The sequence below is a fragment of the Asaia sp. VD9 genome, assembly GCF_037150015.1.
Classification (GTDB): Bacteria; Pseudomonadota; Alphaproteobacteria; order Acetobacterales; family Acetobacteraceae; genus Asaia.
The window spans coordinates 258,438-284,155 of sequence record NZ_JBBCQM010000003.1 but is presented as its reverse complement, the minus strand read 5'-3'; the positions used below and the strand labels follow the sequence as shown (position 1 = coordinate 284,155).

At 61.6% G+C, this 25,718-nt stretch carries 25 protein-coding genes; 13 read left to right on the top strand and 12 right to left on the bottom strand.

Annotated features, from left to right (window positions below; all coding sequences use genetic code 11):
• Positions 1 to 42: 42 nt before the first annotated feature.
• Positions 43 to 2,271 (bottom strand): Hint domain-containing protein, encoded by a 2,229-nt coding sequence (locus tag WFJ47_RS05925; RefSeq protein WP_336761539.1) that lies wholly within the window; start codon positions 2,269 to 2,271, stop codon positions 43 to 45.
• A 329-nt stretch (positions 2,272 to 2,600) separates the two neighbouring features.
• Positions 2,601 to 3,098, bottom strand: coding sequence for a hypothetical protein (locus tag WFJ47_RS05920; RefSeq protein WP_336761537.1), 498 nt, complete (start codon positions 3,096 to 3,098; stop codon positions 2,601 to 2,603).
• Positions 3,099 to 3,263: 165 nt separating this feature from the next.
• Here WFJ47_RS05920 and WFJ47_RS05915 point away from each other — a divergent pair, with 165 nt between their 5' ends.
• Entirely contained in the window at positions 3,264 to 4,055 is a 792-nt protein-coding gene (locus WFJ47_RS05915; protein ID WP_336761535.1) for an SDR family oxidoreductase, read from the top strand.
• Positions 4,056 to 4,122: 67 nt separating this feature from the next.
• On the opposite strand, the gene WFJ47_RS05910 is transcribed toward WFJ47_RS05915, so the two are convergent.
• On the bottom strand, positions 4,123 to 5,685 hold the full coding sequence (locus WFJ47_RS05910; RefSeq protein ID WP_336761533.1) for an outer membrane beta-barrel protein: 1,563 nt from the start codon (positions 5,683 to 5,685) through the stop codon (positions 4,123 to 4,125).
• A 194-nt stretch (positions 5,686 to 5,879) separates the two neighbouring features.
• Here WFJ47_RS05910 and WFJ47_RS05905 point away from each other — a divergent pair, with 194 nt between their 5' ends.
• Positions 5,880 to 6,596, top strand: a complete 717-nt coding sequence (locus WFJ47_RS05905) for an MgtC/SapB family protein (RefSeq protein ID WP_127101651.1) — start codon at positions 5,880 to 5,882, stop codon at positions 6,594 to 6,596.
• An 89-nt stretch (positions 6,597 to 6,685) separates the two neighbouring features.
• Here the strand turns inward: WFJ47_RS05905 and WFJ47_RS05900 are convergent, their stop codons facing one another.
• The 4 genes from WFJ47_RS05900 to folP form a co-directional block, all read right to left on the bottom strand.
• Positions 6,686 to 7,849, bottom strand: coding sequence for an L-dopachrome tautomerase-related protein (locus tag WFJ47_RS05900; protein ID WP_336761530.1), 1,164 nt, complete (start codon positions 7,847 to 7,849; stop codon positions 6,686 to 6,688).
• A 106-nt stretch (positions 7,850 to 7,955) separates the two neighbouring features.
• On the bottom strand, positions 7,956 to 8,612 hold the full coding sequence (gene folE, locus WFJ47_RS05895) for a GTP cyclohydrolase I FolE (protein WP_127103664.1): 657 nt from the start codon (positions 8,610 to 8,612) through the stop codon (positions 7,956 to 7,958).
• Positions 8,609 to 9,487 (bottom strand): 2-amino-4-hydroxy-6-hydroxymethyldihydropteridine diphosphokinase, encoded by an 879-nt coding sequence (folK, locus tag WFJ47_RS05890; RefSeq protein WP_336761527.1) that lies wholly within the window; start codon positions 9,485 to 9,487, stop codon positions 8,609 to 8,611. The genes folE and folK overlap by 4 nt, the downstream gene beginning before the upstream one ends.
• Positions 9,488 to 9,530: 43 nt before the next feature.
• Positions 9,531 to 10,415: a dihydropteroate synthase gene (folP, locus tag WFJ47_RS05885; protein WP_127103666.1), complete on the bottom strand. Its 885-nt coding sequence runs from the start codon at positions 10,413 to 10,415 to the stop codon at positions 9,531 to 9,533.
• A 137-nt stretch (positions 10,416 to 10,552) separates the two neighbouring features.
• On the opposite strand from folP, the gene WFJ47_RS05880 reads away from it, so the two are divergent.
• Positions 10,553 to 10,864, top strand: a complete 312-nt coding sequence (locus tag WFJ47_RS05880; protein WP_199751988.1) for a hypothetical protein — start codon at positions 10,553 to 10,555, stop codon at positions 10,862 to 10,864.
• A 176-nt stretch (positions 10,865 to 11,040) separates the two neighbouring features.
• Here the strand turns inward: WFJ47_RS05880 and WFJ47_RS05875 are convergent, their stop codons facing one another.
• The gene (locus WFJ47_RS05875) at positions 11,041 to 12,138 is read right to left on the bottom strand and encodes a branched-chain amino acid aminotransferase (RefSeq protein WP_336761524.1); all 1,098 of its coding nucleotides are present in this window, start codon (positions 12,136 to 12,138) and stop codon (positions 11,041 to 11,043) included.
• A gap of 210 nt (positions 12,139 to 12,348) precedes the next feature.
• On the opposite strand from WFJ47_RS05875, the gene panB reads away from it, so the two are divergent.
• The 4 genes from panB to WFJ47_RS05855 all read left to right on the top strand — a co-directional run bounded on the left by panB (position 12,349) and on the right by WFJ47_RS05855 (position 16,511).
• A complete protein-coding gene (gene panB, locus WFJ47_RS05870; protein ID WP_408868623.1) occupies positions 12,349 to 13,167 on the top strand; it encodes a 3-methyl-2-oxobutanoate hydroxymethyltransferase in 819 nt (272 codons plus the stop codon).
• Positions 13,164 to 13,997: a pantoate--beta-alanine ligase gene (panC, locus tag WFJ47_RS05865; protein WP_127103669.1), complete on the top strand. Its 834-nt coding sequence runs from the start codon at positions 13,164 to 13,166 to the stop codon at positions 13,995 to 13,997. The genes panB and panC overlap by 4 nt, the downstream gene beginning before the upstream one ends.
• 110 nt (positions 13,998 to 14,107) lie before the next feature.
• On the top strand, positions 14,108 to 14,836 hold the full coding sequence (locus tag WFJ47_RS05860; RefSeq protein WP_127103670.1) for an SDR family oxidoreductase: 729 nt from the start codon (positions 14,108 to 14,110) through the stop codon (positions 14,834 to 14,836).
• Between the two features lie 454 nt (positions 14,837 to 15,290).
• Positions 15,291 to 16,511: a PepSY-associated TM helix domain-containing protein gene (locus tag WFJ47_RS05855; protein WP_336761520.1), complete on the top strand. Its 1,221-nt coding sequence runs from the start codon at positions 15,291 to 15,293 to the stop codon at positions 16,509 to 16,511.
• Between the two features lie 105 nt (positions 16,512 to 16,616).
• On the opposite strand, the gene WFJ47_RS05850 is transcribed toward WFJ47_RS05855, so the two are convergent.
• Complete coding sequence (locus tag WFJ47_RS05850) at positions 16,617 to 16,982, bottom strand: hypothetical protein (RefSeq protein ID WP_127103672.1); 366 nt, start codon at positions 16,980 to 16,982, stop codon at positions 16,617 to 16,619.
• Positions 16,983 to 17,591: 609 nt separating this feature from the next.
• On the opposite strand from WFJ47_RS05850, the gene WFJ47_RS05845 reads away from it, so the two are divergent.
• Positions 17,592 to 18,452 carry a glucose 1-dehydrogenase gene (locus tag WFJ47_RS05845; protein WP_336761516.1) on the top strand — a complete coding sequence of 287 codons (861 nt, stop codon included), beginning with the start codon at positions 17,592 to 17,594 and terminating at the stop codon, positions 18,450 to 18,452.
• On the opposite strand, the gene WFJ47_RS05840 is transcribed toward WFJ47_RS05845, so the two are convergent.
• Positions 18,442 to 19,416: a helix-turn-helix domain-containing protein gene (locus tag WFJ47_RS05840; protein WP_336761514.1), complete on the bottom strand. Its 975-nt coding sequence runs from the start codon at positions 19,414 to 19,416 to the stop codon at positions 18,442 to 18,444. The two genes, WFJ47_RS05845 and WFJ47_RS05840, sit on opposite strands and share 11 nt — an antisense overlap.
• A 229-nt stretch (positions 19,417 to 19,645) precedes the next feature.
• On the opposite strand from WFJ47_RS05840, the gene WFJ47_RS05835 reads away from it, so the two are divergent.
• The 5 genes from WFJ47_RS05835 (at position 19,646) to arsH (ending at position 23,998) form a co-directional block, all read left to right on the top strand.
• Positions 19,646 to 20,611, top strand: coding sequence for a thiamine pyrophosphate-dependent dehydrogenase E1 component subunit alpha (locus tag WFJ47_RS05835; protein ID WP_336761512.1), 966 nt, complete (start codon positions 19,646 to 19,648; stop codon positions 20,609 to 20,611).
• 30 nt (positions 20,612 to 20,641) lie between these two features.
• On the top strand, positions 20,642 to 21,670 hold the full coding sequence (locus WFJ47_RS05830) for an alpha-ketoacid dehydrogenase subunit beta (protein WP_336761510.1): 1,029 nt from the start codon (positions 20,642 to 20,644) through the stop codon (positions 21,668 to 21,670).
• Between the two features lie 3 nt (positions 21,671 to 21,673).
• Positions 21,674 to 22,804 carry an acetoin dehydrogenase dihydrolipoyllysine-residue acetyltransferase subunit gene (locus WFJ47_RS05825; RefSeq protein WP_336761508.1) on the top strand — a complete coding sequence of 377 codons (1,131 nt, stop codon included), beginning with the start codon at positions 21,674 to 21,676 and terminating at the stop codon, positions 22,802 to 22,804.
• Between the two features lie 102 nt (positions 22,805 to 22,906).
• Positions 22,907 to 23,260 (top strand): metalloregulator ArsR/SmtB family transcription factor, encoded by a 354-nt coding sequence (locus WFJ47_RS05820; RefSeq protein ID WP_336761506.1) that lies wholly within the window; start codon positions 22,907 to 22,909, stop codon positions 23,258 to 23,260.
• A 45-nt stretch (positions 23,261 to 23,305) separates the two neighbouring features.
• A complete protein-coding gene (gene arsH, locus WFJ47_RS05815; protein WP_336761504.1) occupies positions 23,306 to 23,998 on the top strand; it encodes an arsenical resistance protein ArsH in 693 nt (230 codons plus the stop codon).
• On the opposite strand, the gene WFJ47_RS05810 is transcribed toward arsH, so the two are convergent.
• Complete coding sequence (locus WFJ47_RS05810; protein ID WP_336761502.1) at positions 23,976 to 24,851, bottom strand: sugar phosphate isomerase/epimerase family protein; 876 nt, start codon at positions 24,849 to 24,851, stop codon at positions 23,976 to 23,978. The two genes, arsH and WFJ47_RS05810, sit on opposite strands and share 23 nt — an antisense overlap.
• Positions 24,848 to 25,654, bottom strand: a complete 807-nt coding sequence (locus tag WFJ47_RS05805; protein WP_336761500.1) for an alpha/beta hydrolase — start codon at positions 25,652 to 25,654, stop codon at positions 24,848 to 24,850. The genes WFJ47_RS05810 and WFJ47_RS05805 overlap by 4 nt, the downstream gene beginning before the upstream one ends.
• Positions 25,655 to 25,718 lie beyond the last annotated feature (64 nt).

Here is a 25,718-nt window from a genome sequence, read left to right as displayed (position 1 = left end):
AGGGAGTTGCGCGCCTCGCCCGCCAGCCACGCGGGCAGCGCCTCAGGCAGCGCTTCGACGCGGGCCGGTTGCCCTGAGGCGAATGCCGAGAACAGCAGAATTCCCCCCCTCACGCGCGCCAAGCGGCAGGAGGGCATTGCCCCCCGTCCAGCGCACGGAGCCGTCTTCCAGACCGTGCCAGCCCTCAAGCGCGACATCCTGCAGATGTGTGTCGATACGACGGGTCGCGGCGCTGTCCCAGAGATGGATGTCGCCCACCAACACACCGAGATCGCGACGATCATCGATGAACGGCCCCTCAATCTGCGAGGGACTGGCGGCGCGCGATCTGAGCCGCACCTCTTCGAGCAGGGGCGGAACCTGGAAGATCATCATATCCGCTGTCCGACGGGACGGATGAATGATTTGCCCATCGGGAGCCACCAGATGCAGATCGGTTTCGCCCTCGGGTATCAGCTCCTCAGGGGGTGAGAGTCGGTCGGAACCGACCGCCCCCCCCTGCTCTGCCAGCATCCGGTGGAGAGGCTCCACGAAAGCACGCTCGACACAGAGCGGTGCAGCGCGTGACATGGCGCACGAGGTTTCAGCCATCGCAGTGCCACTGGCAGAGTCCGCGTCTGACAGACGCTGCGTGTCGAACAGCGTTTCGGTTTCCATGTTGTTCGACCAGAGGATCGCATGATCCTCGGTGCGCAGATGATAGATCATGAAGCGCGACTGGCTGCGATCATAGGCAATGCTGCCGCCATTCACGAGCATGCGTGCTGGCACGAGGCGGCCACCAATATGGATGCAGTGCTCAGGAGTGATGAACAGATCACGATCGGGCAGCCCTGCACCAAGCGCATTGGCCCGGAACCGAACAGGGTAGCCCGCTCTATCATCGCTGCGCGAGGGATCGACCACGATCTCGGCGGAACCGACCCAGGTGATTTTGCGAATGACCGGGCCATCCTCGCCCATGACGCAGAGCTCGTCACCGGGCTGCAACGTTTCGACCGCTTTTTCACCACAGGGTGTGCGGATCATTGTCCCGGCAAGGAAGCACCTGTCATAAATCAGGTTGGTGCTGCCGTCGCTATCGGCCTCGAGATGGAAATCGCCTGCCTTGTAGCTGCCTGTCAGTGGCGTGGACCAGGTTGTTCCATCCGTATGGGTCACGGTCAGGATGCCATTGCTGACGGTGATCCGCCCGCCCGGCTTGTAGGAGAGTCCCTCGATATCGATACGACCGCGCCAGCCGACGCTCACATTGTTCAGCACCGCGCCCGGCGTCACGATAAGCGTTCCGGCAGGGCCGGAAGAGCTTGTGGCGCCAATGATAGCGAGATTGGTGATCGTCGCACCGGAAGCAACAATCATCGACCCCCCAGCGGAGATGACAGCATTCTGCACGCTGCCTCCCCCCTGAACGGTTTGACTTCCTCCCGACAGGATCGTTGCCCCACTGACGACACCGCCAGACTGCACCTGCTCGGACCCACCGGAAGAGATTGTGGCACCGCTGACGACGCCGCCAGACCCCGTAATGGCCACGGCATTGGCCATCACGACCTGATTGACAATCACCCCGCCTGCCAGCGCCTGGGCCGTGCCTCCGGCGCCAACGCTGACCGTCAGCGCAGTACCGCCCCGCGCCGCGACGACAGTGCCGCCAGCCGAGACGACGGAGTTCGAGGCGAGCCCCCCGGAGATCAACTGCACGCCTGCGCTGAAGATGCTCCGCAACGCGACGCCCCCCGCCGAGACGATCTGTGTACCGCCGATGATGCTTCCGCTATCCGTACCGCCACTGGCAAGCTGCTCTGTCGAACCCACGTCAAATGTTCCGCCCGAGATCACGCCCGATCCGGAAAAGCTCTGCCCCTTGACCGTAAAACCACCCCCGACGATCGCCTGACCGCCATTCATGACATGGGGCGCGATTGCACGCGCCGGATCACCCTGATAGCCGGACAAATTGCCCACAGCGATCCCGGCGCGCGAGGTCACGGTAGCGCTCACGACCACACCCTGGTTCAGGGCGGCAAAGGATCCGCTCTCATACGCCGTCCCGCCATAGGTCGTCCCGTTGGCCGCTGCGGCGATCACTCCGCCCGAAAGTGCCGTCGCCGCCGAGATGACGCCGCCCGAAGCCAGATCCACGGCCGGATGATCCGTACCGCCATTGAGCCCATAGACCACATCACCGGTCGCAGTCTGGCCAGCGCCCACATAGCGGGTCGATCCATTGGTGACGGTCGTGCGATAGGCTGAACGGCTGATAGCCAAGATCTTACCTCTGCGATAGTTGCGAATACTTGCTCTGGACTTGGCGCCGATTCCTCATGAAACGGAGCTCAGGCGCACAACGCGGCCTGATATAGAAATGTTGCGCAACAACGCAAGGGGTTGCGCCGATTGCATAGGGATGCATAAATTATTTATTTTTCGAATAAACTTATTATATGGGCAAAACCTGTCAGAGATATAGACGTGATTTAACTAACCGTCCCTGACCCCAGACGACCTATTACCCCACCCAGAGACACTGTTCAGGTAATTTATCGTCGATCTACCACAAAGATACTTTATACTTACTTTATTTCCGCTAACGTCGCCTATGAGGCCTTCTGAATATCCGCTCTCATGCATTCCATTTCCACTGCGCGCAGGATGCGGCGTCTTATTATGCCGCTGACAGGCCGTATCAGCAGCCAGTAAAGCGTCATCTTGCGCCGGTCCCGCGGATCAGGACAGGAGATTTCTGTCCTGGTCACGAGCCGCGTAACCCCATCCGACGCAGGCTGTGTCGCAAACGTCAGAAGCAGACGGCAGGCCCTGCCATCGGCCTCCCAAAATGCCTTGGCCGTACGCTCAGTCGATGCCAGCCCATACCCGGCCTGCCAGAAACGCCCGACAAGGCCGTAACCTACCCAGTGATTGTCGATACGGCCGAGAGGAGTGAAGCTCTCCATACCAAAACGGTGAGCGTTCTTCCCCCCTGTCATACGTCCAGGCAAATCGCGCAGGGTCAGGCAGGTTCGGATGAAAGCATCGTCCTCGGTGCGGAAGCGTTCAACGGCGTCGAGACAGCGCTGGGGCCCGGACGCGATCATACGCTCATGGCATTCGCTGAAATCTGCACGAGGCAGACCCCGAACCAGACCAATTGAAAATGTGCCTTTCTCTGGCGCTGTCACGATCCTGTTTCTCCCCCTGCCCATCGGCGCGAAGCGAGACTACGATCAGAATCACCGTCTTGGGAAAGAAGAACCAGTAAAATGACCCGGCTAATCGGAAAAACGGCTCTTATCACGGGCGCGGCACGGGGTATTGGCCTTGCCATTGCACGACGCTTCATCTGTGAAGGATGCAGGGTACTCTTGTCCGATCTTGACCGTGAAGCAGGGCAAGCTGCGGCCGATACCCTTTCCTGCCGGTTTGTCCCGCTCGATGTCCGCAGCGAGGCTGAGTGGCTCGCGCTCGAGGCGGCGGATGAAAAATCCGGGGCAGTCCCGGACATCGTGGTGAATAATGCGGGGATTACGGGGTTTGAAAACGGCATTGTCCCCCATGACCCGGAACATGCCAGCCTTGCTGACTGGCGCGCCGTTCATCATACAAATCTGGATGGTACGTTTCTCGGCTGTCGCTATGCCCTGCGCCGTATGGGACTGAGAGGGACAGGATCGATCATCAATATCTCCTCCCGCTCAGGGTTGGTCGGCATACCGGGAGCGGCGGCCTATGCCTCCTCGAAGGCAGCCATACGCAATCATACCAAGACCGTGGCTCTTTACGCCGCCCAGAGAAACTGGGCCATACGGTGCAATTCCATCCACCCCGCCGCCATTCTCACCCCAATGTGGGAAGCCATGCTGGGCGACGGTCCCGACCGTGAAACCCGCATGGCAGCTCTCGTGGCGGATACACCGCTCAAGCGCTTCGGCACGGTCGATGAGGTCGCGTCGCTCTGCGTGATGCTGGCCTCGGACGAGGCATGCTACGTGACCGGTTCGGAATTCAATATCGATGGGGAACTTCTGGCAGGGTCTGCCGCCCAGCCGGGTTAGGCCTGGCATACGGCCATTCGATGCTTGTCAGGACTGATCCCTGAAACACATAGTGCCACCCCGCAGGCTAGAAGCTCCAGATCATGTCGCAGGAGAACCAGAGCATCGTCGGGTCACCGTTGCGAACGATCGGGTCTGAGGCCGGGGCGTCGCGATTGAAGGGACGCGTGCCGTTCAGGCTCTGATCGACGCGTATCTCGGGACGCAGAACCACCCGCCCGAGCGGCCTGTAGCGATTGAGCAAACCCGGTTCGTAGCGCAGCCCCAGGGTCAGGTCTCCATAGGTCGTGGGTGGCGCGGCATAAAAGGGATAAGGCTGGTTGCGCAATTGCTTGCCGAATGACGTCGTGCCCGGATAGGCCGCGATAAGCACCCCGGTATTATCGCGAAAAACCTCCCCCCGGAGATTGAGTCGCAGGGCTGGCGTCATGTCCCAGGCCAGATAGGCCGTGCTGCCCCATGCATCGTCATCGGGCACCTCATCATGCAGCCAGGTGCTGCCGAAGGTGACGGACAGGGTCTTGCTCGGATGATAGGCCAGCAGAAGATCCGCATTGACCTGCATCCTGTGCGCCGCCGCTTCGCCGATCCCGGCACTGACCCACCCCTCAGGCGAGAGACGCGAATCGCCGTCATGCCCCTGCGGCCCTGCGCGCCCGATCAGGTGCCCGTCGAGACGATCCCCGAGAAGATGGGTGAAAGAAACGCCCAGATACCCTTTAGGCCGATTGTTGTTGCTGCTCTGGCCAAAAGTGGTCGAATTCCCCGCATCCACCCCCAGGATACCATCGAGACGGGGCCCGATATGGGCCGTTGCGATCACCCCGACCGTCTGGAACGGGACGATGAAATCCGAGCTGTAATTGAAGCTGTAGAATGGGCGGGAGAGAGCAGCCGTTCCCTCTGTACCCATCAACCCGTAGGATTGCCCGATCTGGAAATCGATCCCGCGGCCAAACAGCCAGGGCGTGTGCTGATCAATATGCGCCTGTGTGGGAGCCCATTGATACATTCCGCTCAGGGCACGATCACCCATGCCGATCGTGACATCGAAACGGGAGTCGGACCCGTACATGGCCTCCGCTACAAAACCCAGACGATACCCGGCGCCGATATCGGTCATGGCATGAGAAACGGTGCCCAGAATCTGATTGAGGGTGAGCGTATTGGCCCGGTCCAGATAGAACTGGCCAAAATTACGGGCTGAACGCGTCCAGGGATTACCCGCTATGCCGCCTTCTACCGTCATGTGCGCCTCGATCCCCTCCCAGTAGTCGCCATCGTGCGGCGCTCGCGACCGGCGTGGCGGCGGCACACGGATGCTCTGTCTGTGCCTCAGGGACGTTGCACGCCCGCGCTCCTTGATCTGGATCGGGGCTGTGTCGGTATGGCGCCGCGTGGCTGCATCAGACGACGAGGCCAATGGGGGCCGCGCGCCTGAAAACGACGTCGCCGTGGAGGACGAAGCGTGAGAGAGCGCTGCTGGGCGGAGCGGAACCGCTGTGATTGCTTGCGCTGCCGGGGAATACGGCCAGAGCCATAACGGCAATACGATCATGGCGCTGCTGAACAGGCGTGCGACAGCGTGGCGCGGTCGCGCGTTCTGAAAACGCCGGATGCGCCGATACATCCTGTGAGTCTCCCTCCCTGACACACCCGCAAAACGGACGCGCCACCCTGGACCCGTTTGGCTCTCACGATCACGTGATATAACATTGCCGATCGTGGAGATTCAGTCGGAAAATCCCTACCGGGCGGGTGGGCGCAGGAGGGAAAACCGACTAGACAGGCCGGGCCAGCCAACCAGCCAAGACTGGATCTCCGATGCGCTTCATCGAGACTTTCGACCTCCATTCCTTTACGGATTCGAGTATCAGCCTGTTGAGCGCCTTCGTGTTCGGCACGCTGATCGGCGCAGAGCGGCAATATCGACAACGGACTGCGGGCGTACGCACGAACGCGCTGGTAGCCCTGGGTGGCGCCGCCTTTGTCGATCTGGCCCAACGCATTGCGGGTGACGTCGAGTCCCTGCGCGTGATCGCCTATGTCGTTTCGGGAATCGGGTTTCTGGGGGCGGGCGCCATCATCAAGGAGGGCGCCACCGTACGCGGCATGAATACGGCCGCCACGCTCTGGTGTTCCGCCGCTGTGGGCGCCTGTGTGGGCAGTGACATGCTGGCCGAGGGCTTTCTGCTCACTTTCTTTATCATTGCAGGCAATACGCTGCTGCGCCCCATCGTGCGCGCAATCGACCGGATCCCGCTTCAGGCCAAGGCGATGGAAACCGGATACGGGCTGCGCGTCGTCACCTGCCGTCTGAGCGTGCAGGACATGACCACGCAGTTGAAAGCCCGGCTTGAAGATGCGGATTACACAATCGGAAAATTGTCTCTGAGCGATGAGGATAACGACCAGATCGCCATCACCATCGCTCTGATGGTGTCATCCAATGGCGCGAGCGCGCTTGAAACCCTGGTCAGCACGCTCATGACAGATAGCCGTGTAAGCGCCGCCTCATGGTCGCTCAACACCGATAACTGACCAAGCCTGCGAGGGAGCCCTATAAGGGTGTCCCTCTTCCATGACACGCGACAAACGATCGCCTGCGCGATTCCTGCCATAAAGGCTTCTCAGGGCTGATAGGGCGGCAGGGTGATCCTGACGACAAGCCATGGGCGCTGCTCCTTATCCACTCCGTCATTCAGGGCAGGCTGGCGTGACCATTGCCCGATCGTGGCGTAGAGCGTGTTGTCCCGATAGGCGAGACCATCCGGGGAAATCAGCCTCGGGTCGTGGGCTACGACCGAGATCGTGCCATCCGGCGTGCGCTGCAAGATACCATGACGCTCGATATCGGTCAGGAACAGACGTCCATCCGGCGCAGTGGCCATGCCATCGCCCATGCCCGCCTCGCCTTCATCCTTGACGCTGAACTCGATCTCCGTCTCGGTCGCCTTGGGGTCAGCCAGAACCGCGGTGGGCGCGGAGTAGAGTTCGCGGCTCGTCAGTGGTTGCCAGAACAGGGTCTGCTGGTCGGCACTCAGGCCAATGCCGTTGGCACCGGCCTGGGCCATGGTCGGCTTGTCCGGATTGTAGCGCGACGCCTTGCCATCGAGCACCGCCAGGAAACCATGACGCGGCATGACCGGTTCGGTATCGGCCAGCAGGCGCCTCTGGGTGTTCGTCGCAATATCTACAACGATCAGGGCAGGATGCACGGTCAGGGAGGAATCCGTGATGAAGGCGGTTCCACGGTCGCCATGGGTCAGGTCGATACGCAGATCATTCGGATGGCTGTCCGAACGCAGTGCCGGCGCGCTGAGCTGGATCTCCTCGACGATGCGTCTGGCAACAGGATCGATATGGAACAGGCGCGCTGCTCCCGGCACTGTACCCTTGCCCGCCAGGATACCCTCATCGAGCACCCAGAGCTGGCCGCTGGCATCAACGGTCATACCCAGGGGGGAAACGAAGCGCCCCTGGCTCTCCGCATCGGGGAACGGCGTCAGCTTGCCGTGACAGAACAGTGCAAGTCGGGGGCCGTCGTGATCGTGCAGGCTACGTGGAAAGCCAAGCACCATGCGGCGATCGGAAAGAATGGCGATGCCCGATGGTTGCGCGTCCTGAAAACGCCCGATGATCTCGATATTGCCGCTCGGCTTGTACCCGGCATCGATACTGTCTTCCGCCTGCGGGGGGACACCCCCCTCGTCAGTGGCGTGAGACGATGAGGCAATGAGTGTGCTGCCTGCGACCGACAATAAGAGGGCATACAAGGCCAGACGCTGTTTCATGGTCTCTCTTCCCGTCCGTCGTGAAAGTGATCATGCCCTCGCGTCAAAACCCCGTGACGTCAAAACACAGCAACGTGAGGCACAACACCCACACGTTGCCCAGGACTTACCCTTTGAGCAGAGACATGATCTCGGCACGTAACGCAGCATCACGCTGCCAGGTGCCACGCACGACGGTCGTGACCGTACGGCTGCCCACATTGCGGATACCGCGCATGGCCATGCACATATGCTCGGCCTCGACCAGCACCATGACGGCCTTGGGCTCGAGCACCTCAATGATCGAGGCGGCAATCTGATCGGTCAGGCGCTCCTGAAGCTGTGGGCGGCGCGCCAGAACGTTCACCGTGCGCGCGATCTTGCTGAGCCCCGTGAGCCTGCCTCCTTCGGGAAGATAGGCCACATGCGCCTTGCCGAAAAACGGCAGGAGATGATGCTCGCACATGGAATGAAAGCCGATATCACGGACGATCACCGCCCCCTCATGCTGATCGGCGAGGAATTGCTTGTGCAGATGCGTACGCGGGTCCTCATGCAGGCCGCCCAGCACGTCCAGATACATGCGCGCCACCCGGCCCGGTGTCTCGAACAGCCCCTCGCGATCGGGGTCCTCACCCAGAGCCTGCAGGATTTCACGCACCGCTCCTGCGATGCGGGCTTCCGCATCCTCGGGCTTCGCAATCGGTGCGATGGGGCGCTCGCCCCCCTGCCCCTTGTGGCGAGCGGCATCCAGCGCCACGAGATCGGCAGTCGGCTTGGTCATTTCAGGTCCTCGGCAATGCAAGACAGGCGTTCCGCGCAGGGGACAACGTCATCAGCCTCGCGGGGGAGCCTGATCAACATGTCCGATACGGAAAGTCCACTGATTTTCTGTTCGGGAGCGATTTCTGCAAGGGGGACCAGTACGAAAGCCCGCTCGGCAATGCCACGATGCGGCAGGGTCAGCACTGGGGCTTCCACCACCCGATCCCCGAGATAGAGCAGATCGACGTCCATTGCGCGCTGCCCCCAGCGCTGCCCCGGCACACGGCCCAGACGGCTCTCGATCTCCTTACACACACGCAGGAGGGCCAGTGGCTCGAGGGCGCTGCGCCCCGTGACACAGAGATTATAGAAATCGGGCTGCTCGACCCCACCAAAAGGCGCGGTACGATACAGTCCCGATACGGCCTCGATCTGCACTCCCGGCGTGACACCCAGCCAGGTGACCGCCATGGACAACGCGCTTTCGCGATCGCCCATATTGCACCCCAGCGAGAAGCCGACCGGCAGAAAACGCTCCCGCGTCGTCTCGACACTGACCATACCAAACGGATGCGGGATGGGGGCTGCGGGCTTGTTTACCCGTATCGTCAAACGCGTGATTGTCGGGAACGCAGCCAGAAGGGCTTCAGCAATCCTGTCCGCCAGAGTCTCGATGAGCTGAACAGGCTCGCCCGCCACCAGGGCAACAACATGATCGCAAAGCGCGGCGTAGCAAACCGCCGCGCGATAGTCATCATTCTGCGTAGCCGCCCATGTCTCGACCGTTGCCACCAGATCGATCAGGAAATTCTGCCCCAGGCGGGTTTCTTCCGGCAGGACACCATGATGACCGAAAACGCTCAGCCGGTCGATACGAATGGTCGAATGGGTCATCGTGCAGGCAGCGCTCCCGAAGCAGGAAAAAAGAGGCGGCTCATCAGGCGCGCGCATCCAGTGAGGATCGGTTGAGCAGAGTTGCGATCGTCACCGCATCGACATGGGGCGCCACATCATGAACGCGCAAGATTGCTGCCCCCTGATTCAGGCCGCACAGATTGGCGGCCATGGTGCCTGCCAGACGTGCCTCGACGCTTCGACCGAGCAGACGCCCAAACAGGGATTTGCGCGACAGGCCGAGCAGGACCGGCAGGCCATAGACCTCACGCAGCATCTGAATCTGCCGGATACTCTCCAGGTTTTGCGGGTCGGTCTTTCCAAAGCCTATGCCGGGGTCGAGCACGATACGCTCGCGCCGTATTCCTGCGCGCTCGGCCTGCAACACCAGGGCGTCGAAGTAGCGGCGCAGCGTGTCGCGCATATCAAGAGCAGGATCGATGTCCTCACGATTATGCATCAGGACGGCGACAGCCCCGGTCTCGGCCATCACGCGCGCCATGGCCGGGTCACGCTGCATGCCCCAGACATCATTGATCGCGACCGCACCGGCGCGTACGGCCTCGCGTGCCACACTTGCCTTGTAGGTATCGATCGACAGAAATGCCGGTTCATCCGCAAGAGCCAGCACGACCGGGCGCGTCCGGGCAATTTCCTCTGAGGCTGGCACGAAATCGGCGCCTGGTCGTGTGGACTCGCCCCCGATATCCAGAAGGCTGGCCCCTTCAGCAGACAGACGTCGCGCATGGGCCGTGCCCGCCGCCTCGTCGTCGTGACACCCACCATCGGAAAAGGAATCCGGTGTGACATTCACGATCCCCATGATCAGGGGAGTGCGTGTCTCATGGGCGCGCCAGATCGCGGCGACGAGCGCATCGCGTTTTTGTTGCCATTCGGCCGACTGACCAGCGGATCCGACCGCGCTCATCTCATCCATTCACGTCAGGACTGAAGGAAAGACCCGCTCTTAAAGTATGGGAGCAGACAGGTCCAGAAAAACGAACCCTCTTCCGGCGCAGGTGTTTCATCCTGTGAAGGGTCGACAGACCGACAAGGAGACGCGCCATGGCCAATGACCAGTTCGAAACCCCGATCTTCGATGGGGAAGATAACAAGCATCACAGCGCACGTTCTCTGGCTGAAGCTGCTTTCCGGGCAGAGGATGAGGGGGAGCACGAAAAAGCCGAGAGCCTTTTCCGTCAGGCCGAAGCGGCCGATCCTTCCGCCCTGGAAAGCGTGCTGCTGGAACGCCGCAGCGAGCACCCTGGATTTTCACCCCAGCCTGCCGCAAGCGACGAGGAAGTCGCCGCCATCAGCCGCACCATGGAGCCGGAACGTCACAGCCCGCCCCCGGAAGCGCTCGACGAAAACTACTGAACCGCGCGACACAGGGACGAGGGCAGTCCGATCCCTATATGAGGCCCGGACCGTTCCCCCCCGGAGGCGCTTGCCCTTTGGGGGTAAGTAGCGAAGCCGCAGGTGAGAGTTGGCGCCCGCCCCCAGAACATAGGCAGAAGCCACCCCCCACTTCGAGGGGGCTGTACTCTGCTCGCTCAGGTAATGGTGTGGATCCAGCCATGCGCGTCGTTGGTCCTGCCCGCCTGGATTTCGGTCAGGGCTTTCTTGAGACCCATCGAGACTTCGCCGGCAGTCTTGCCATCGCCAAATAGGGCTTCGCCACCCGTACGGCGCAGGGAGCCGATGGGACTGATTACCGCCGCCGTGCCGCAGGCGAAGGCTTCCTTGTAACGGCCTGATGCGGCCCCAGCGAAGATTTCATCGATTTCCAGCGGTGCCTGCTCGACCTTGAGGCCACGATCCTTTGCAAGCTGCAGGATAGCGTCACGGGTGATACCGGGCAGGATGGTGCCGGTCAGAGGCGGGGTGACGAGTGTGTTGTCATCGCGCAGGAACATGACGTTCATGCCGCCCATCTCCTCGATGAAGCGTTGCTCGCGGCTATCGAGAAACAGGACCTGATCGCAGCCATGGGTCTTTGAGTCGCGCTGGGCCACGAGGCTTGCCGCATAATTGCCGCCGCATTTGGCGGCGCCCGTACCGCCGGGAGCCGCGCGCGTATAGTCCTCGGACACCCAGACGGACACGCAGCCGGAGCCGAAATAGGCCCCTACCGGGCAGGCAATGACGATGAACAGATATTCCGACGCGGGCTTCACGCCCAGGAAGACCTCGGTCGCGATCATGAAGGGACGAAGATACAGGCTTTTGCCTTCACCCGCAGGCACCCAGTCCCGATCGATCTTCACCAACTCGTCGACGGCCTGCATGAAGATTTCCTGAGGCAGATCGGCCATCGCCATACGCTCAGCCGAGGCGCGAAAACGTTTCGCGTTCTCCTCGGGACGGAAAGTCGCAATGCCGCCGCCTTCGGTGCGATAGGCCTTCATACCCTCGAAGATTTCCTGCGCATAATGCAGAACCGATGCGGCAGGATCGAGTGTCAGGGGCTTGCGGGCGGTGATCTTCGCGTTATGCCAGCCTTTGCCCTCGCTGTATTTGACGATGGCCATATGGTCGGTGAAGATTCGTCCGAAAGCAGGGTTGGCAATGAGGTCCGCACGATGATCAGCCGGGGTCGGCGAGCTCGTGGGCTCAATGGTGAAATGCAGGGCGGCGCTTTCGGAAACCATGATCTGATCCATCTTCCTGTCCAGTAGGCGGGCAGTTTATCCCGTTCGGGCCATCTTGACACCCTTTGAAAGGGAGAGAGAAGAACGTGCCCCCCGACTGACCTCTTCGTGATGGCACAAAGGCGGCCCGTGCAGATCTGGCGCGGCCTGACTGCGGTGCTGAAACGAACCGACAATCGGGCCTGACAAAGAGAAGCTGAAAGGGCTGTCATGAGTGCATCGACCCCGGTCCATAGTCTCACGCCGCTGGGCGTCATGGCACGCAAGGGCGGCACGCCTCTGGTCTGCCTGACCGCCTATACGACCCCCGTTGCCCGTCTGGCCGATCGTGACTGCGACATCGTGCTGGTGGGCGACAGCGTGGGCATGGTGCTGCATGGCCTGCCGACAACGTTGGGGGTCACGCTGGATATGATGATCCTGCATGGCAAGGCGGTCATGCGCGGTCTCGAGCGGGCGCTTTGCGTGGTGGACCTGCCTTTTGGCAGCTATGAAGAGAGCCCGGCCCAGGCCTTTCGCAACGCCTCGCGCCTTCTCGCCGAAACCGGTGCGGCGGCGGTCAAGCTGGAGGGCGGTGTCCATATGAAGGAAACCATCGCCTTTCTCGTGACGCGCGGCATCCCGGTCATGGGCCATGTCGGGCTGACGCCGCAAGCGGTCAATACGCTTGGAGGCTACAAGGTACAGGGGCGAGACAGCGATGCCGCGCGTGTGCTGGACGACGCCCGTGCCGTGCAGGAAGCGGGTGGCTTTGCCGTGGTGCTCGAAAAACTGCCCCGAAGCCTCGGGGACAGCATCACCCGGGCATTGACCATTCCGACAATCGGCATTGGCGCGGGGCCGGAATGCGACGGCCAGATCCTGGTGATCGACGACATGCTGGGGCTCTTTGCCGCGTTCAAGCCGAAATTCGTCAGACGCTATGCCAATCTGGCCGATCAGGCTGGCGAGGCGATAGGGGCCTATGCTCAGGATGTACGGAGCCGCGCCTTTCCGGGGGCAGAGCACAGCTTTGGGGACCGGTCATGATCCTCAGGGACAGTGCGGCGCTTCGAAGCCGCGTGACGGAATGGAAAAAGACGGGCGCCTCGATCGGGTTGGTGCCCACGATGGGTGCACTGCATGAGGGGCATCTCAGCCTGGTCAGGGCGGCGCAGGCAGAATGCGCCCGGGTGATCGTCTCGATCTTCGTGAACCCGACCCAGTTCAATAACGCGCATGATCTGGCAAATTATCCGCGCAGCGAGGCAGCGGATGTCGCCTTGCTGGCGGGGGTGGATGGCATCTTCATCCCTACGGTCGAGGCAATGTACCCCGAGGGCTACAGCACCAGCGTCCAGGTCAGCGGTCTGACGGACCGGCTGGAGGGTGCCCATCGTCCCGGTCATTTCAGCGGCATGGCAACGGTGGTTACCAAGCTGTTTGGCATGAGCGGGGCAGATCGTGCCTATTTCGGAGAGAAGGACTGGCAGCAACTGCAGATCATCCGGCGCTTCACGCAGGATCTGAACCTGCCGGTCAGCATCACGTCTTGCCCGACCCTGCGCGAAGCGGATGGCCTGGCGCTTTCGTCGCGCAACCGCCGCCTGCCGGAAGCGGCGCGTATTCGCGCCCCACGGCTTCACGCCATCATGCAGGAGACGGCACGTGCGATCCGTGCGGGGCGCCCCATTGCGGCGGCACTCGCTGCGGGTGAGGCAGACCTCGAAGCCGCCGGGTTCGGCCCCATCGATTATCTGGCCTGTTGCGACGCTCAGACCCTGATGCCCGCACGGGAGATGACGCCGGGGCAGACGCTTCGGCTGCTCGCCGCAGCCGCTCTCGATTCTGTGCGCCTGATTGACAACATCGTTATTTAGCGCCCGCCCGGGACCATGCGACATTACCCGCATAGTGAGGCCTGATTATTTTATCGGGCCTCCGGCGCGGCCCTGACAGGACGCGCCGAAGCACAAGAAGGTATGTAAGCATGTCGCTTCCTCTTCAGGACAAGATCGCTGCCGTTACAGGTGGCGCCTCGGGCATCGGCCTGGAATGCGTCCGCCACCTCATCAAGGCTGGCGCCATCGTCTATGTTCTCGACCGTGACAAGGCGGCCATGGACAAGGCACGCGAAGAACTCGGCGACAAGCTGCACGGCGTGGAAGTCGATCTTTTCCGCCACGCCAGCATCCAGCAGGCCGTTGACACCGTGCTCGCAGAGCAGGGCCGTCTCGACATCATGTTCGCCAATGCGGGCTCCTATGTCGGTGGCAATGCCTGGGAAGGCGACCCGGATGTGTGGGATCGCATGCTGAACCTCAACATCAATGCGGCTTTCCATTCGGCGCGCGTCGCCATGGCGCCCATGATCAAGCAGGGCAGCGGCGACATCATCATCACCAGCTCCGTGGCGGGCGTGGTGCCGATCGTGGCCGAGCCGATCTACACGGGGTCGAAATACGCCGTTCAGGCCTTCACCCATACCTGCCGCCGCCAGCTGGCACCGCATGGTGTGCGCGTGGGTGCCATCCAGCCCGGCCCGGTCGTGACGCCGCTGATCAATGACTGGGACCCCGAGCGCCGCAAGGCCGCCCTCGAAGGTGGCGGCATGATGCAGCCTTCCGACGTGGCCGAGGCGCTGATCTTCATGCTGACCCGTCGCAAGGGAACGGTGGTGCGCGACCTGGTGCTGCTGCCGAACGGCTTCGACGTCTGAGCCCAGTACAGCGGAACGCCGGACCCGCCCGCCCTCCCGGCTGCCAGCTTCGTCCATGACGCATCGGAGAACCCCGCCCCGCAAGGCGGGGTTTTCTTTTGTGGGCTGGTGGCCGACACAGGCCGAGCCAGGAAAAGAGCCTCGCCGTAAACGCCATACCGGCTCTCTTTTCGATGGCCCAGCCCTCGTCTTTTGGCGCTCTATCAGCTCCGCGCGCTCCGCATAGCGATCCCGTATCCACACACACAATGCGATTGACTATCACTTGCGCAGTCTTTAGCGATGGCGACGCTCAAGCTCTCGTGAAGGGACAGCTCTCATCGACAAGGCGCCTGATCCCGTCACGCCCCCTGGTTCAGGGCACCATGTGCCCTTGCGCCCCACGCAGCGGCCGCGAAAAGGCGCGTCAAGACTGGACGCATGGCTATGGCCCCTGCGTCACGGGCGGCATTCGATGCTTCTGCTGCACCGTTATGTCGGGCTCGTCCTGGCACCGCTCCTTGTCGTCATCGGTCTGACCGGCAGCGTCAGCGTGTTTCGTGTCGAACTGGACCGGATGCTCAACCCGGATCTGTTCATCACTCCCCACAAAGATGCGCAACTGCCCCTGAGCCGGATCGTGGCAGTGATACGAAGCCAGCATCCCGATCAGAGCCTTATCGCCGTGGATTATCGCCCAGCCCCCGGCGGGACGATCCATGCCTATCTGTCGCCCGCGACCGACAAATCGGGCAGGTCGCGCACAGATGAGTTGTTTTTCGACCCGTCAGATGCCCATGAAATGGGCGGTCGTATCGCCGAAGGCTGCTGTCTGGGGCGGCGCGTCCTGATCCCGTTCATCTATCGGGTGCACTATTCTCTGGCTGCCGGGCCCATCGGGTTGTGGATCATCGGTATTACGGCGCTGGTCTGGAGCCTCGATTGCCTCAACGGACTTTTGCTCACCTTGCCGCCTGTCACCCCTCCGTGGCGTCGAGGGTTCTGGTCGGGGTGGCAGAAAGCATGGGTCATCACCCGCCCCCGCTCGGCCCTGCGTCTGTTTTTTGACCTTCATCGCGCTTTTGGTCTCTGGCTCTGGATCATCCTGCTAGGAATGGCTGTGAGCGGCGTCGCTCTGGCATTGGGACCGCAAGTCTTTCAGCCGGTCGTGCGTACGCTTTTCCCGATGGCGGAGCCGACACCGCCCGTGCCCCGACCGGGCGGCGCGCATCCTCTGAACCTCGATGAGGCGGAATCACGGGCCTATGACTATGTCGTCGCGCATGGTGTTTCCGCGCGTCCGGCCGCATTGCTCCTCAGCAGCGCGGCCGATAGCGCCATGTTCTACCTGTTCAGCAATGATGACAGTTTTCCTGCAGGATTTGGCAGTCCGATGATCACGGTCAATCGTGAGACCGGCGCGATCACCCAGGCCGAATTCCCGCCGCATGGCCGTCTGGGCGATCTGATCCTGCAGGTGCAGGACCCGTTTCACAGCGGCAGGCTGGCCGGTCTCGTCGGGCGTATTCTCGTTTGTCTCAGCGGAATCGCGACGGCGCTGCTATCCGTCACTGGGGTGCTGATCTGGCAGCGCAAACGACGCGCCAGGGCACAGGCGGCACTCAAATCCACCCTGCGAAACACACCACCCCATCAGATCGCCCGGTCAGCGTCCGCACAGCACTCCAGAGACTGATACCGGCGGTTGGCGCTGGCACTGGCACTGGCACTGGCACTGGCATTGGCATTGGCAACGGGCTGCCAAGGTGGCCGCCTCAGAACAGAGACGCCAGTGTCCCGCTCAGTCAGCGGCCAGATAGGGACCGTCTGACAGGATCTCGATAGAGAGTACACCGGGGCCAGCCATGGTGCGCTCCCCCAGAGGCAGCAGGGCATTGCCTGTGGTCCAGCGAGACGCCGCCCCCGTCTTGCTCCCCCAGCCATCAAGGGCCGCCTGATCGCAATGGGCCGTAATCGCGATGGAACGATCGGAATCGAAAAAGGTCATCTTGCCCACCAGAACACCGCAAGGCGCTCCGCCTGCCATCGCAGATTCGGCGCAGAGGAGTGAAACGAGACGCAGCAATCTGATCTGACCGGGAATCAGGAAAACCCAGATCCGGCCATTTCTACGCGCGGCCCGTATCCGTCTCCCGCGCTCATCCATCAGGTGGAGATCCGGATCTTCCATACGGCTCAGGACACGGCTCCCTCATCCTCAGGCGGCCCTTCCCCGCGCATACGAGGCGAACGGAGGGCTTGTTTTCTCCCTGACGCGCCCTGCCTCGAGGGTGAAAAACCACTTCACACTGCTCAGTCCTGTAACTGTTTCCGGCCTGACAGGCCAGCCTGCCCGGCATCGCAGCTTCGAGAGCGGGGGGAAGTCTTCCTGTTCCTCGCGCCGGTGTGCGGGGCGCAGGGCTCAAAGCCTGCGGGAGCCGGTCGCTGCATAAAGCCCGCTTCGCTCGCTCTCCTGCACCCGGATAAGCATGCAACAGGGCATGTGACCCGTCCGCCGGGAGACCGTGTCACGCCCTACACGCAAATATCGGGGGCCAAGACCGTTTCGGTATGCGGGGTCTATCGGGCAGGTCGGTCTCGTCCCGCAGGGTCACGATTGTCAAACCGCGTCGCGCCCGCTCCTGAGACCCGCCTCTCACCCGATATCACAAAACCTCGATCTCGGGAGAAACGCCGGAACGTCCTCTCTTGCCTCGCATTGATCACAGGTCCGTGAAATCGGGACCCCGAATGTCCCACGATCAGGAGAGAGTTCATGCCAGAGCAGATTCCGCCCCAATCGCAAGATCATCAACCCGGCGTTGAGAAGGCGATGCGTCCCCCCGCCACCCATATCAGGGAAAGCTATCGCGGCAGCGGCAAGCTTTCGGGCAAGAAAGCAATCGTCAGTGGGGGCGATAGTGGCATCGGGCGCTCGGCAGCGCTGCATTTTGCCCGGGAGGGCGCCGATGTCGCCATCCTCTATTTCGAAGAACATGAAGACGCGGATGAGACGAAGCGCCTGATCGAAGCCGAGGGCGTCAGGGCCATCGCCCTGTCCGGTGATATCCGCTCGAGCCATTTCTGCAACGAGGCCGTAAGCCAGGTCGTCGAGGCGTTCGGCGGCCTCGATGTGCTGGTCAATAATGCAGGCTGGCAGGTCGTCAATCAGGATAGCGCCACCATCACCGATGAGGAATGGCAGCGTCATATGGACACCAATATAAACGGTTATTTCTACCTGACGCGTGCCGCCCTGCCCCATCTCAAAAAGGGAAGCGCCATCGTCAATACCTCGTCGATCAACGCCTATCGTGGCAGTGCGGGGTTGCTGGCCTATTCCACCACGAAGGCAGCCGAGATGGGGTTCACCCGCGCTCTCGCGCTTGAACTGGTGGAAAAGGGGATCCGCGTGAACGCTGTCGCGCCAGGGCCGGTCTGGACTCCGCTTCAGCCCGCAAGCTGGGGCCCTGTCGACCCGGAGCAGGTTTCGGCCCTCGCCAGTTCCGTACCGATGGACCGATGCGGCGACCCCTCCGAACTTGGCCCGGCCTATGTCTATCTCGCCAGTGAGGATGCGTCTTTCGTCACCGGACAGACTTTGCACGTCAATGGCGGGACCATCATCAACGGCTAAGTGCGTCCAGGGCGCCCCGCCTGATCCCGAGATTTTTGATCTTGCGATGGAGGGTCGCCCGGCTGACACCGAGAAGGCGCGCAGCCGGGGCAATCTTGCCCTGGCTGAAGGAGAGTGCTTCGAGAATGGCGCGTATCTCAGCTTCTCGAAAACCGGAGCGTTCCTTTAGCATGGGAACCGACCTGCACGCGTCGAAATGGCTGCCCCGATCCGGAACCTGTTCAATCACCGCCAGCCTGCTCCGGGCGGCACGGCTGGCGCCGATGAGGCCGCCGGATTCATCCAGAGCGATCATTTCCTGCGACAGGGCAGTGCCCTCCCCGAGGAGTACGATCCGGGCGGACCTGAATCGATGCTCGAAGAGACGCCTTTCGATTGCTCGCGACGCATCGGCGAGCAACGCCTCCATGATCCCGGCCATCGGGGCGTCATGACGCCCGGTGCTCACATTGAGCGCGCCCAGGATTTCGCCTTCGGTTCCGTAGAACGGAACCGCCGTACAGGTCAGATGGTGCAACGCGAAGCGCCAATGCTCGCTTCCACACACCGTCATGGCCCTGTCCTCCACCAGACACGTGCCGAGTCCATTCGTACCGGCCGCATCCTCCGCCCAGATGGCACCCGAGAATAAATTCCAGCGCCCGGCGCGACGGGCGTCCCGGCTTTCGCATCGATGCGCCATCACGACACCGGACCGGTCGGAGAGGAGGGCAATATAGCCGAGAGGCGCGACCAGCCGGGCCAGCCGGTCGAGCTCGACGCAGCCTTCATGCAGGGCGCTGCCGAGACAGGCGCGTCTCTGCCTCAGCTCGGCGGCGCAGAGCCGGTCATGAGGCGCGATATGACGCGCAGCCAAGGCTGCCCTGCCCCCGCAGCGCCGCCAGGACTCGTGCAAAGGTGTCGGAAGCGATGGAGGAACGCTGCTGCGCCCCACCAGGGAAGTCACGTCTGGTCCTTCCATCATAGATCTTCCTGTATCCTGCCCGTGCCGGGACATATCCCGATGTCTCGATCCTGCGACACTCCGGGACGGATCATAACAAGAATCTGTTATTAATAACGAAGAAATGTTTCTTCTATCCCCTGCCCGGTGAGAGGCTCCCGCTGGCGGGACCGACATCCCTCCCGATTGGAGGGGTCTGGTCGCCAGTTTGAAGGGCGCGACGATGAAGCGCCCCAAGGGAGAATATCTCATGCAGATTTCCCAGGATGTCCTGCTGCGCGCCTATCGCTCGATGCGCACCATCCGTGACTTCGAGGAACGTCTTCACGTCGAGTTCGCAACGGGTGAGATACCGGGTTTCGTCCATCTCTATTGCGGTGAAGAAGCCTCGGCCGTCGGGATATGTTCCCATCTGAGCGAGACCGATACCATTGCGAGCACCCATCGCGGCCATGGGCACTGCATCGCCAAGGGCGTCGCTGTCGACGGCATGATGGCCGAAATCTACGGCAAGAAGACCGGCGTCTGCGAGGGCAAGGGCGGCTCGATGCATATCGCTGATCTGTCCCTGGGCATGCTGGGTGCCAATGGGATTGTCGGCGGCGGCCCGCCACTGATCTGTGGCGCTGCCCTGTCACACAAGCTGCTGAAGGATGGAGGAGTTGCAGTCGCCTTTTATGGTGATGGTGCTTCCAATGAAGGCACGACGCTGGAAAGCCTGAACCTAGCCACAGTCTGGTCACTACCAGCGGTGTTTGTGCTGGAAGATAACGGCTATGGCGAGGCGACAGCGTCTTCCTATGCCTGCGCAGGGTCCCAACGCGCACGCGCTGAAGGCTTCGGCATGCCCTATATCGAATGCGACGGCTCTGATTTCTTCGCTGTACACCAGGCCGCGGAAGAGGCGATCGCGCATGCCCGCTCCGGCAAGGGGCCTGTGATGATGCATGTCCATCTCGCCCGCTGGTACGGGCATTTCGAAGGGGACACCGCGAGTTATCGGCGCAGCGAAGACGTAACGCGCCTGCGCGCCGAAAAAGACTGCCTCAGAAATTTTCGCGAGCAGGTGAGCACCGTCAGCACGATCGAGGCCTCGGCACTCGATGCGATCGATAGCGCCGTACGCGAGGAGATCGATCGGGCAGTCAGCAAGGCCAAGTCCGATCCCGTGCCGCAGGCAGCCGACCTGCATGAGAATGTCTACGTCACCTACTGAGCCACATCACGCCAGGGAGGGAGAATTATCATGTCCAGAAAAAGCTTCAGACAGGCCATCAATGAGGCACTGCGTCAGGAGATGCGGCGCGATGAGCGCGTGATCCTGATGGGGGAGGATGTTGCGGGCGGCAAGGGCGGCAGTTCAGGGGTCGATGACGCCTGGGGGGGCGTACTTGGCGTCACCAAGGGGCTCTACACCGAATTCGGTCCGGATCGTGTGCTCGACACTCCAATCACCGAAGCCTCCTATATCGGCGCTGCGGCGGGGGCTGCCGCCACAGGCTTGCGGCCCGTTGCCGAGCTGATGTTTGTCGATTTCGTAGGCTGCTGTCTCGATCAGATTATGAATCAGGCAGCGAAATTCCGCTACATGTTCGGCGGCAAGGCACGCACTCCGCTGGTGATACGCGCCATGTACGGCGCGGGACTTTCGGCAGCGGCCCAGCACAGCCAGGCGCTCTATCCGCTCTTCACGCATATCCCCGGTCTCAAGGTCGTCATTCCCTCATCGCCCTATGAGGCCAAGGGGCTTCTGATCGAGGCGATCCGGGACGATGACCCGGTGATCTTCCTCGAGAACAAGCTGATGTATGACGAGGAGGAAGATGTGCCGGACGAGCCCTATACGATCCCCTTTGGCGAAGCGAATCTGACACGTGAGGGCGATGACGTGACCATTGTGGCTTTCGGCAGGATGGTCGGCTTTGCCAATCAGGCCGCCGACAAGCTCGAGAAACAGGGCATCTCCTGCACCGTACTCGACCCGCGCACCACCTCACCTCTCGATACAGGCACCATCCTCGACTGCGTGGCCGAAACGGGGCGCCTCGTAATCGTGGATGAGTCGAGCCCGCGCTGCAACATGGCCACGGATATCGCCGCACTGGTGGCGGAGGAAGGGTTCGATACGCTCAAGGCGCCGATACGCCGTGTCACCCCGCCCCATACGCCCGTGCCGTTTTCCTCGGCGCTTGAGAAGCTCTACATGCCCGATGCCGAGAAGATCGCCGCTGCAGTGCGCTCGGTCATGGATTACCGCGCCGTGCAGGAGGCCTGAGCCATGAGCGGGTCTATCATCCCCATCACCATGCCGAAATTCGGTCTCGCCATGACAGAAGGCAGCGTCGTTGGTTGGCTCGCCGCGCCAGGCGACACCATCACGGCCGGGCAGGATCTGGCGGAAATCGAGACCACCAAGATCACCAATGTCTATGAGAGTCCCGCCTCGGGCGTTCTGCGTCGGCAGCTCTCACCGGAAGGAGAGATGCGTGCAGTGGGCGCGCTCATTGGCATCCTTGCCGACCCGACAGTCTCTGATTCCGAGATTGACCAATTCATTGCCGGTTTCGAGGCCGAAGAAGGCAATGACGAAGAGAAAGCGCAGAGCATTCCTGCTTCCGGCGATCGCATGTTAACGCTTGGTGCGCTCACCCTGCGGATACAGGAAAGCGGCCTTACCGCAGGAGATCACCTGCCGATCCTTCTGATTCATGGTTTCGCCGGGTCTCTGGAAAACTGGATGCTCATTCAACCCGCTCTGGCGGAGCACACGCGGGTGATTGCCGTTGATCTGCCGGGTCATGGCGGCTCCAGCAAGCGCGTGGACGATGGCGCGACTGACACACTGGCCCTCCCCCTGGTGGAGTTGATGAACGCTCTCTCCCTCGAAAAGGCCCATGTCGTCGGGCATTCGCTCGGTGGCGCGATTGCCCTTCAACTTTCCGCCCTGGCTCCGGACCGCGTGGCCAGCCTCACACTGGTCGCCCCGGCCGGGCTGGGAGAGACTCTCAACGGGTCCTTCATCGAGGGCATCCTCACAGCTGACAGGCGCAAGACACTCGAGCCGATCCTCTCGCTTCTGGTGCATGACAAGGGCCTGATCTCGCGCCAGATGGTCGAGGAGATGATCCGTTTCAAGCGCCTCGACCACGCACTCGACTGCCTGAGAACCATCGCTGCGGCGAGCTTCGACGGCGACCGGCAGAAAATCTCTCTTTTGCCGATTATGACCACATTCCCAGGGCCTGTGTCGGTATTCTGGGGGGAAGAGGACGAAATCCTGCCCATGCTCAATGCAGAATCGCTCCCAGATCGGGCGGCGCTTACGCTCTTTTCCGGATGCGGCCATATGCCGCAACTGGAGAAGCCCCGTGAACTCGCCGAGCATATCGTCAGAACCGTTCTCTCGTGAAAGGCTCCCGGGGGGAGGCGCGTTTGCCCTGCCCCCGTACCGGCCCGAGACGATACGCCAGACGCGCCTTGAATTGATTGATATATCTGTTATTCTCGATAGATGGATAGTTCAGACGCGCTTAGCGCCTTTTCAGCCCTTTCTCAGCCCTCGCGTCTCGCGATCTTTCGTCTTCTGATACAGTATGAGCCGGACGGGCTCCGGGCTGGAGAAATTGCACAGGCGCTGGATCAGCCCCAGAACACCATCTCGACCCATCTGTCGATTCTTCAGCGCGCGGGTCTTCTGACATCGCTTCGACAAGGCCGGGCGATTACCTATCGGGCAGCCCTGAGCCGACTCGAAGCCCTCATGCAATTCATGCTTGCCGAATGCTGTGCAGGGCGCCCCGACCTCTCAACCCCCCTTCTCTCAGGGCTGCGACCCTGCTGCATGGGCGTGAAGCCGGAAGGGTGAGGCAACGAGCAAACACCTCGTATCTTCTCCAAGGAACGCGTCTCCATGCAGAACACGCCCCTTTTCGACACGAATTATCTGCCGCCCGTCGATCTGCACAGACTTGAGCCGACAGAGCGCGCGGATCACAAGCCCCGCATCCTGTTGCTCTATGGCTCGCTCCGTCCGCGCTCCTTCAGCCGGTTGCTGGTTCAGGAGGCAGAGCGCGTGTTGACCGCTCTGGGAGCAGAGACACGTGTGTTCGATCCGACCGGCCTGCCCCTGCTCGATACGGTGACCGAGGATCACCCCAAGGTTCAGGAGCTGCGCGCCCTGTCACTCTGGTCTGAGGGACAGGTCTGGTGCAGTCCTGAACGTCACGGCACGATCACTGCGATTTTCAAGAATCAGATCGACTGGCTTCCTCTCGAACTCGGCTCCATCCGTCCGACACAGGGGCGTACGCTTGCCGTCATGCAGGTTTGTGGTGGCTCACAGAGCTTCAACAGTGTGAATGCCCTGCGCATCCTGGGTCGCTGGATGAGGATGATCACCATCCCCAACCAGTCCAGCGTACCCATGGCTTATAAGCAATTCGACAAGGATGACCGCATGATCCCCTCACCGCTCTATGATCGCGTTGTGGATGTCATGGAGGAGCTTTTGAAATTCACCCTCCTGACCCGCGACCGCGCTGGCTATCTGGTTGATCGTTACAGCGAGCGACGCGCCAGTTTCACGCTGCCCGCTGGACTTTAGACGCGTGGTCCTTCCACGCGCGCTCGAGCCCCTGGCGGGAATGGCGAATGACGTTTTCCAGATCCTGCGCGTACAGACTGTCGGGCACGTCTGAGGAGAAGATCTCGAGGGTGCAGACGCCCCGATAGCCAGCCTCCCATGTTGCATGCAGCAAAGAGCCAAGGGGGATGGCCCCCGAGCCAGGCACGAGGCGGTCCATAGCGGAGAGCGGCGTGCGCCAGTCGCTCGCCTGAACGACGAAGATGCGGTGGCCAGCGCGACGAATGGCCCCGTCACAATCGGGTTGTTGCCAGATATTCCAGTAATCGAGGCACAGCCCACAGGAATCATGTCCAACGGCATCCAGCAGGTCGAGCGCCTGATCGACGGTCCAGATCGCCGTTTCGACATTGATCGAGGTGGGATTCAATGGCTCGATGGCGATCTTCACCCCAAGATCGGTGGCAAGGGGGGCGAGGCGGCGCAGGTGATGCACCGTTTCATCCAGGCAGCGCTGCATGTTACCATTGCTGGGGGCACCGGTATTCATGACAAAAGAGGCGCCCTCAGCGTGGGGGGCAAGCCTCTTGAGACTCTCCGCAAATGCCGCGACGCGTTGTTCCACAGCTTCCGGCTGGGGGGCCATCTTGCTGCCGAAGAAGGTACGTATACGGGGCTGGACCGCGCTAACGGCAAGACCCGACGCGCGCGCGGCCTCCATTTGCTCGACAGCGCGTTCAGGGTCGAGTTTGGCCTCGCATATCTCGATCGCCTCCACCCCAAGTGCCGCATAATGAGCGACATCTTCCTCGAAGGACCAAGGCTGGGTGGTAAACTCGTTCACGCCAAAGCGAAAAGGAAAGCCCTCGATCATGCGATGAACTCCAGAACCGCGCGGTTGAATTTCTCCGTCTCGTCGATGAACAGCATGTGCGAACTCTCGGAGAAGCGCAGTTCACCGCATCCGGGCATGTTCTGCGCCACCCAGCTCGGGCCTTCCGGCACGAGAACGGCATCTTTCTCGGCAATCATCATCAGGGCGGGCAGGTTCAGATGAGGCAGAAGATCGCGCCAGTCGTGAACCGTATGATCCGCCATCATGGCGGCGCGCGCGTGAGCCGGGCTCTTGGCCATCTCACCGAGGAGCATGGACTGCTCCTCGTCCGATAATTCTGAGGCACAGCAATCGGCCAGATTCTGCCGGTCGAAATCCTTGGGAGCCAAGGTCAGTTTCTGGATAGTCTCCGCAAGCCCGGCCTGATCATAACAGGCGGCATGACCATGCTTCCATTCCGAGGAATAATATTGTCGCGGTGTCTGCTGCACGAAAATCGCATCGCGCAGCCGAGCCGTGCCGAACAACTCCAGATAGGACCAGATGATCGGACAGCCGATGGACCAACCGAGCACCGTGACATCATCAAGATCAAGAGCCTGGAGAAGATCGCGCAGATCGGCTGCGAGACGCGCGATACGATAGGAATGATCGGGTTTGTCTGACTCGCCATGCCCACGCAGATCAAGCGTGATTACCCGGGCCTTTTCCGACAATACGGGAATATTGCGATGGAAGAAACGTCCGGAAAATGTCCAGCCATGGATCATGACCAGAGGTCTTCCCCGCCCCTCCTCCCGGTAATGCAGCTTCGTGCCATCGCTGGCGGTAATGAAGGGCATGGACGCTTCCTCGCATTTGCGTGATCAGAATGGGCGTGATCTGGCAAGCGCGTGAGCCGTGGTG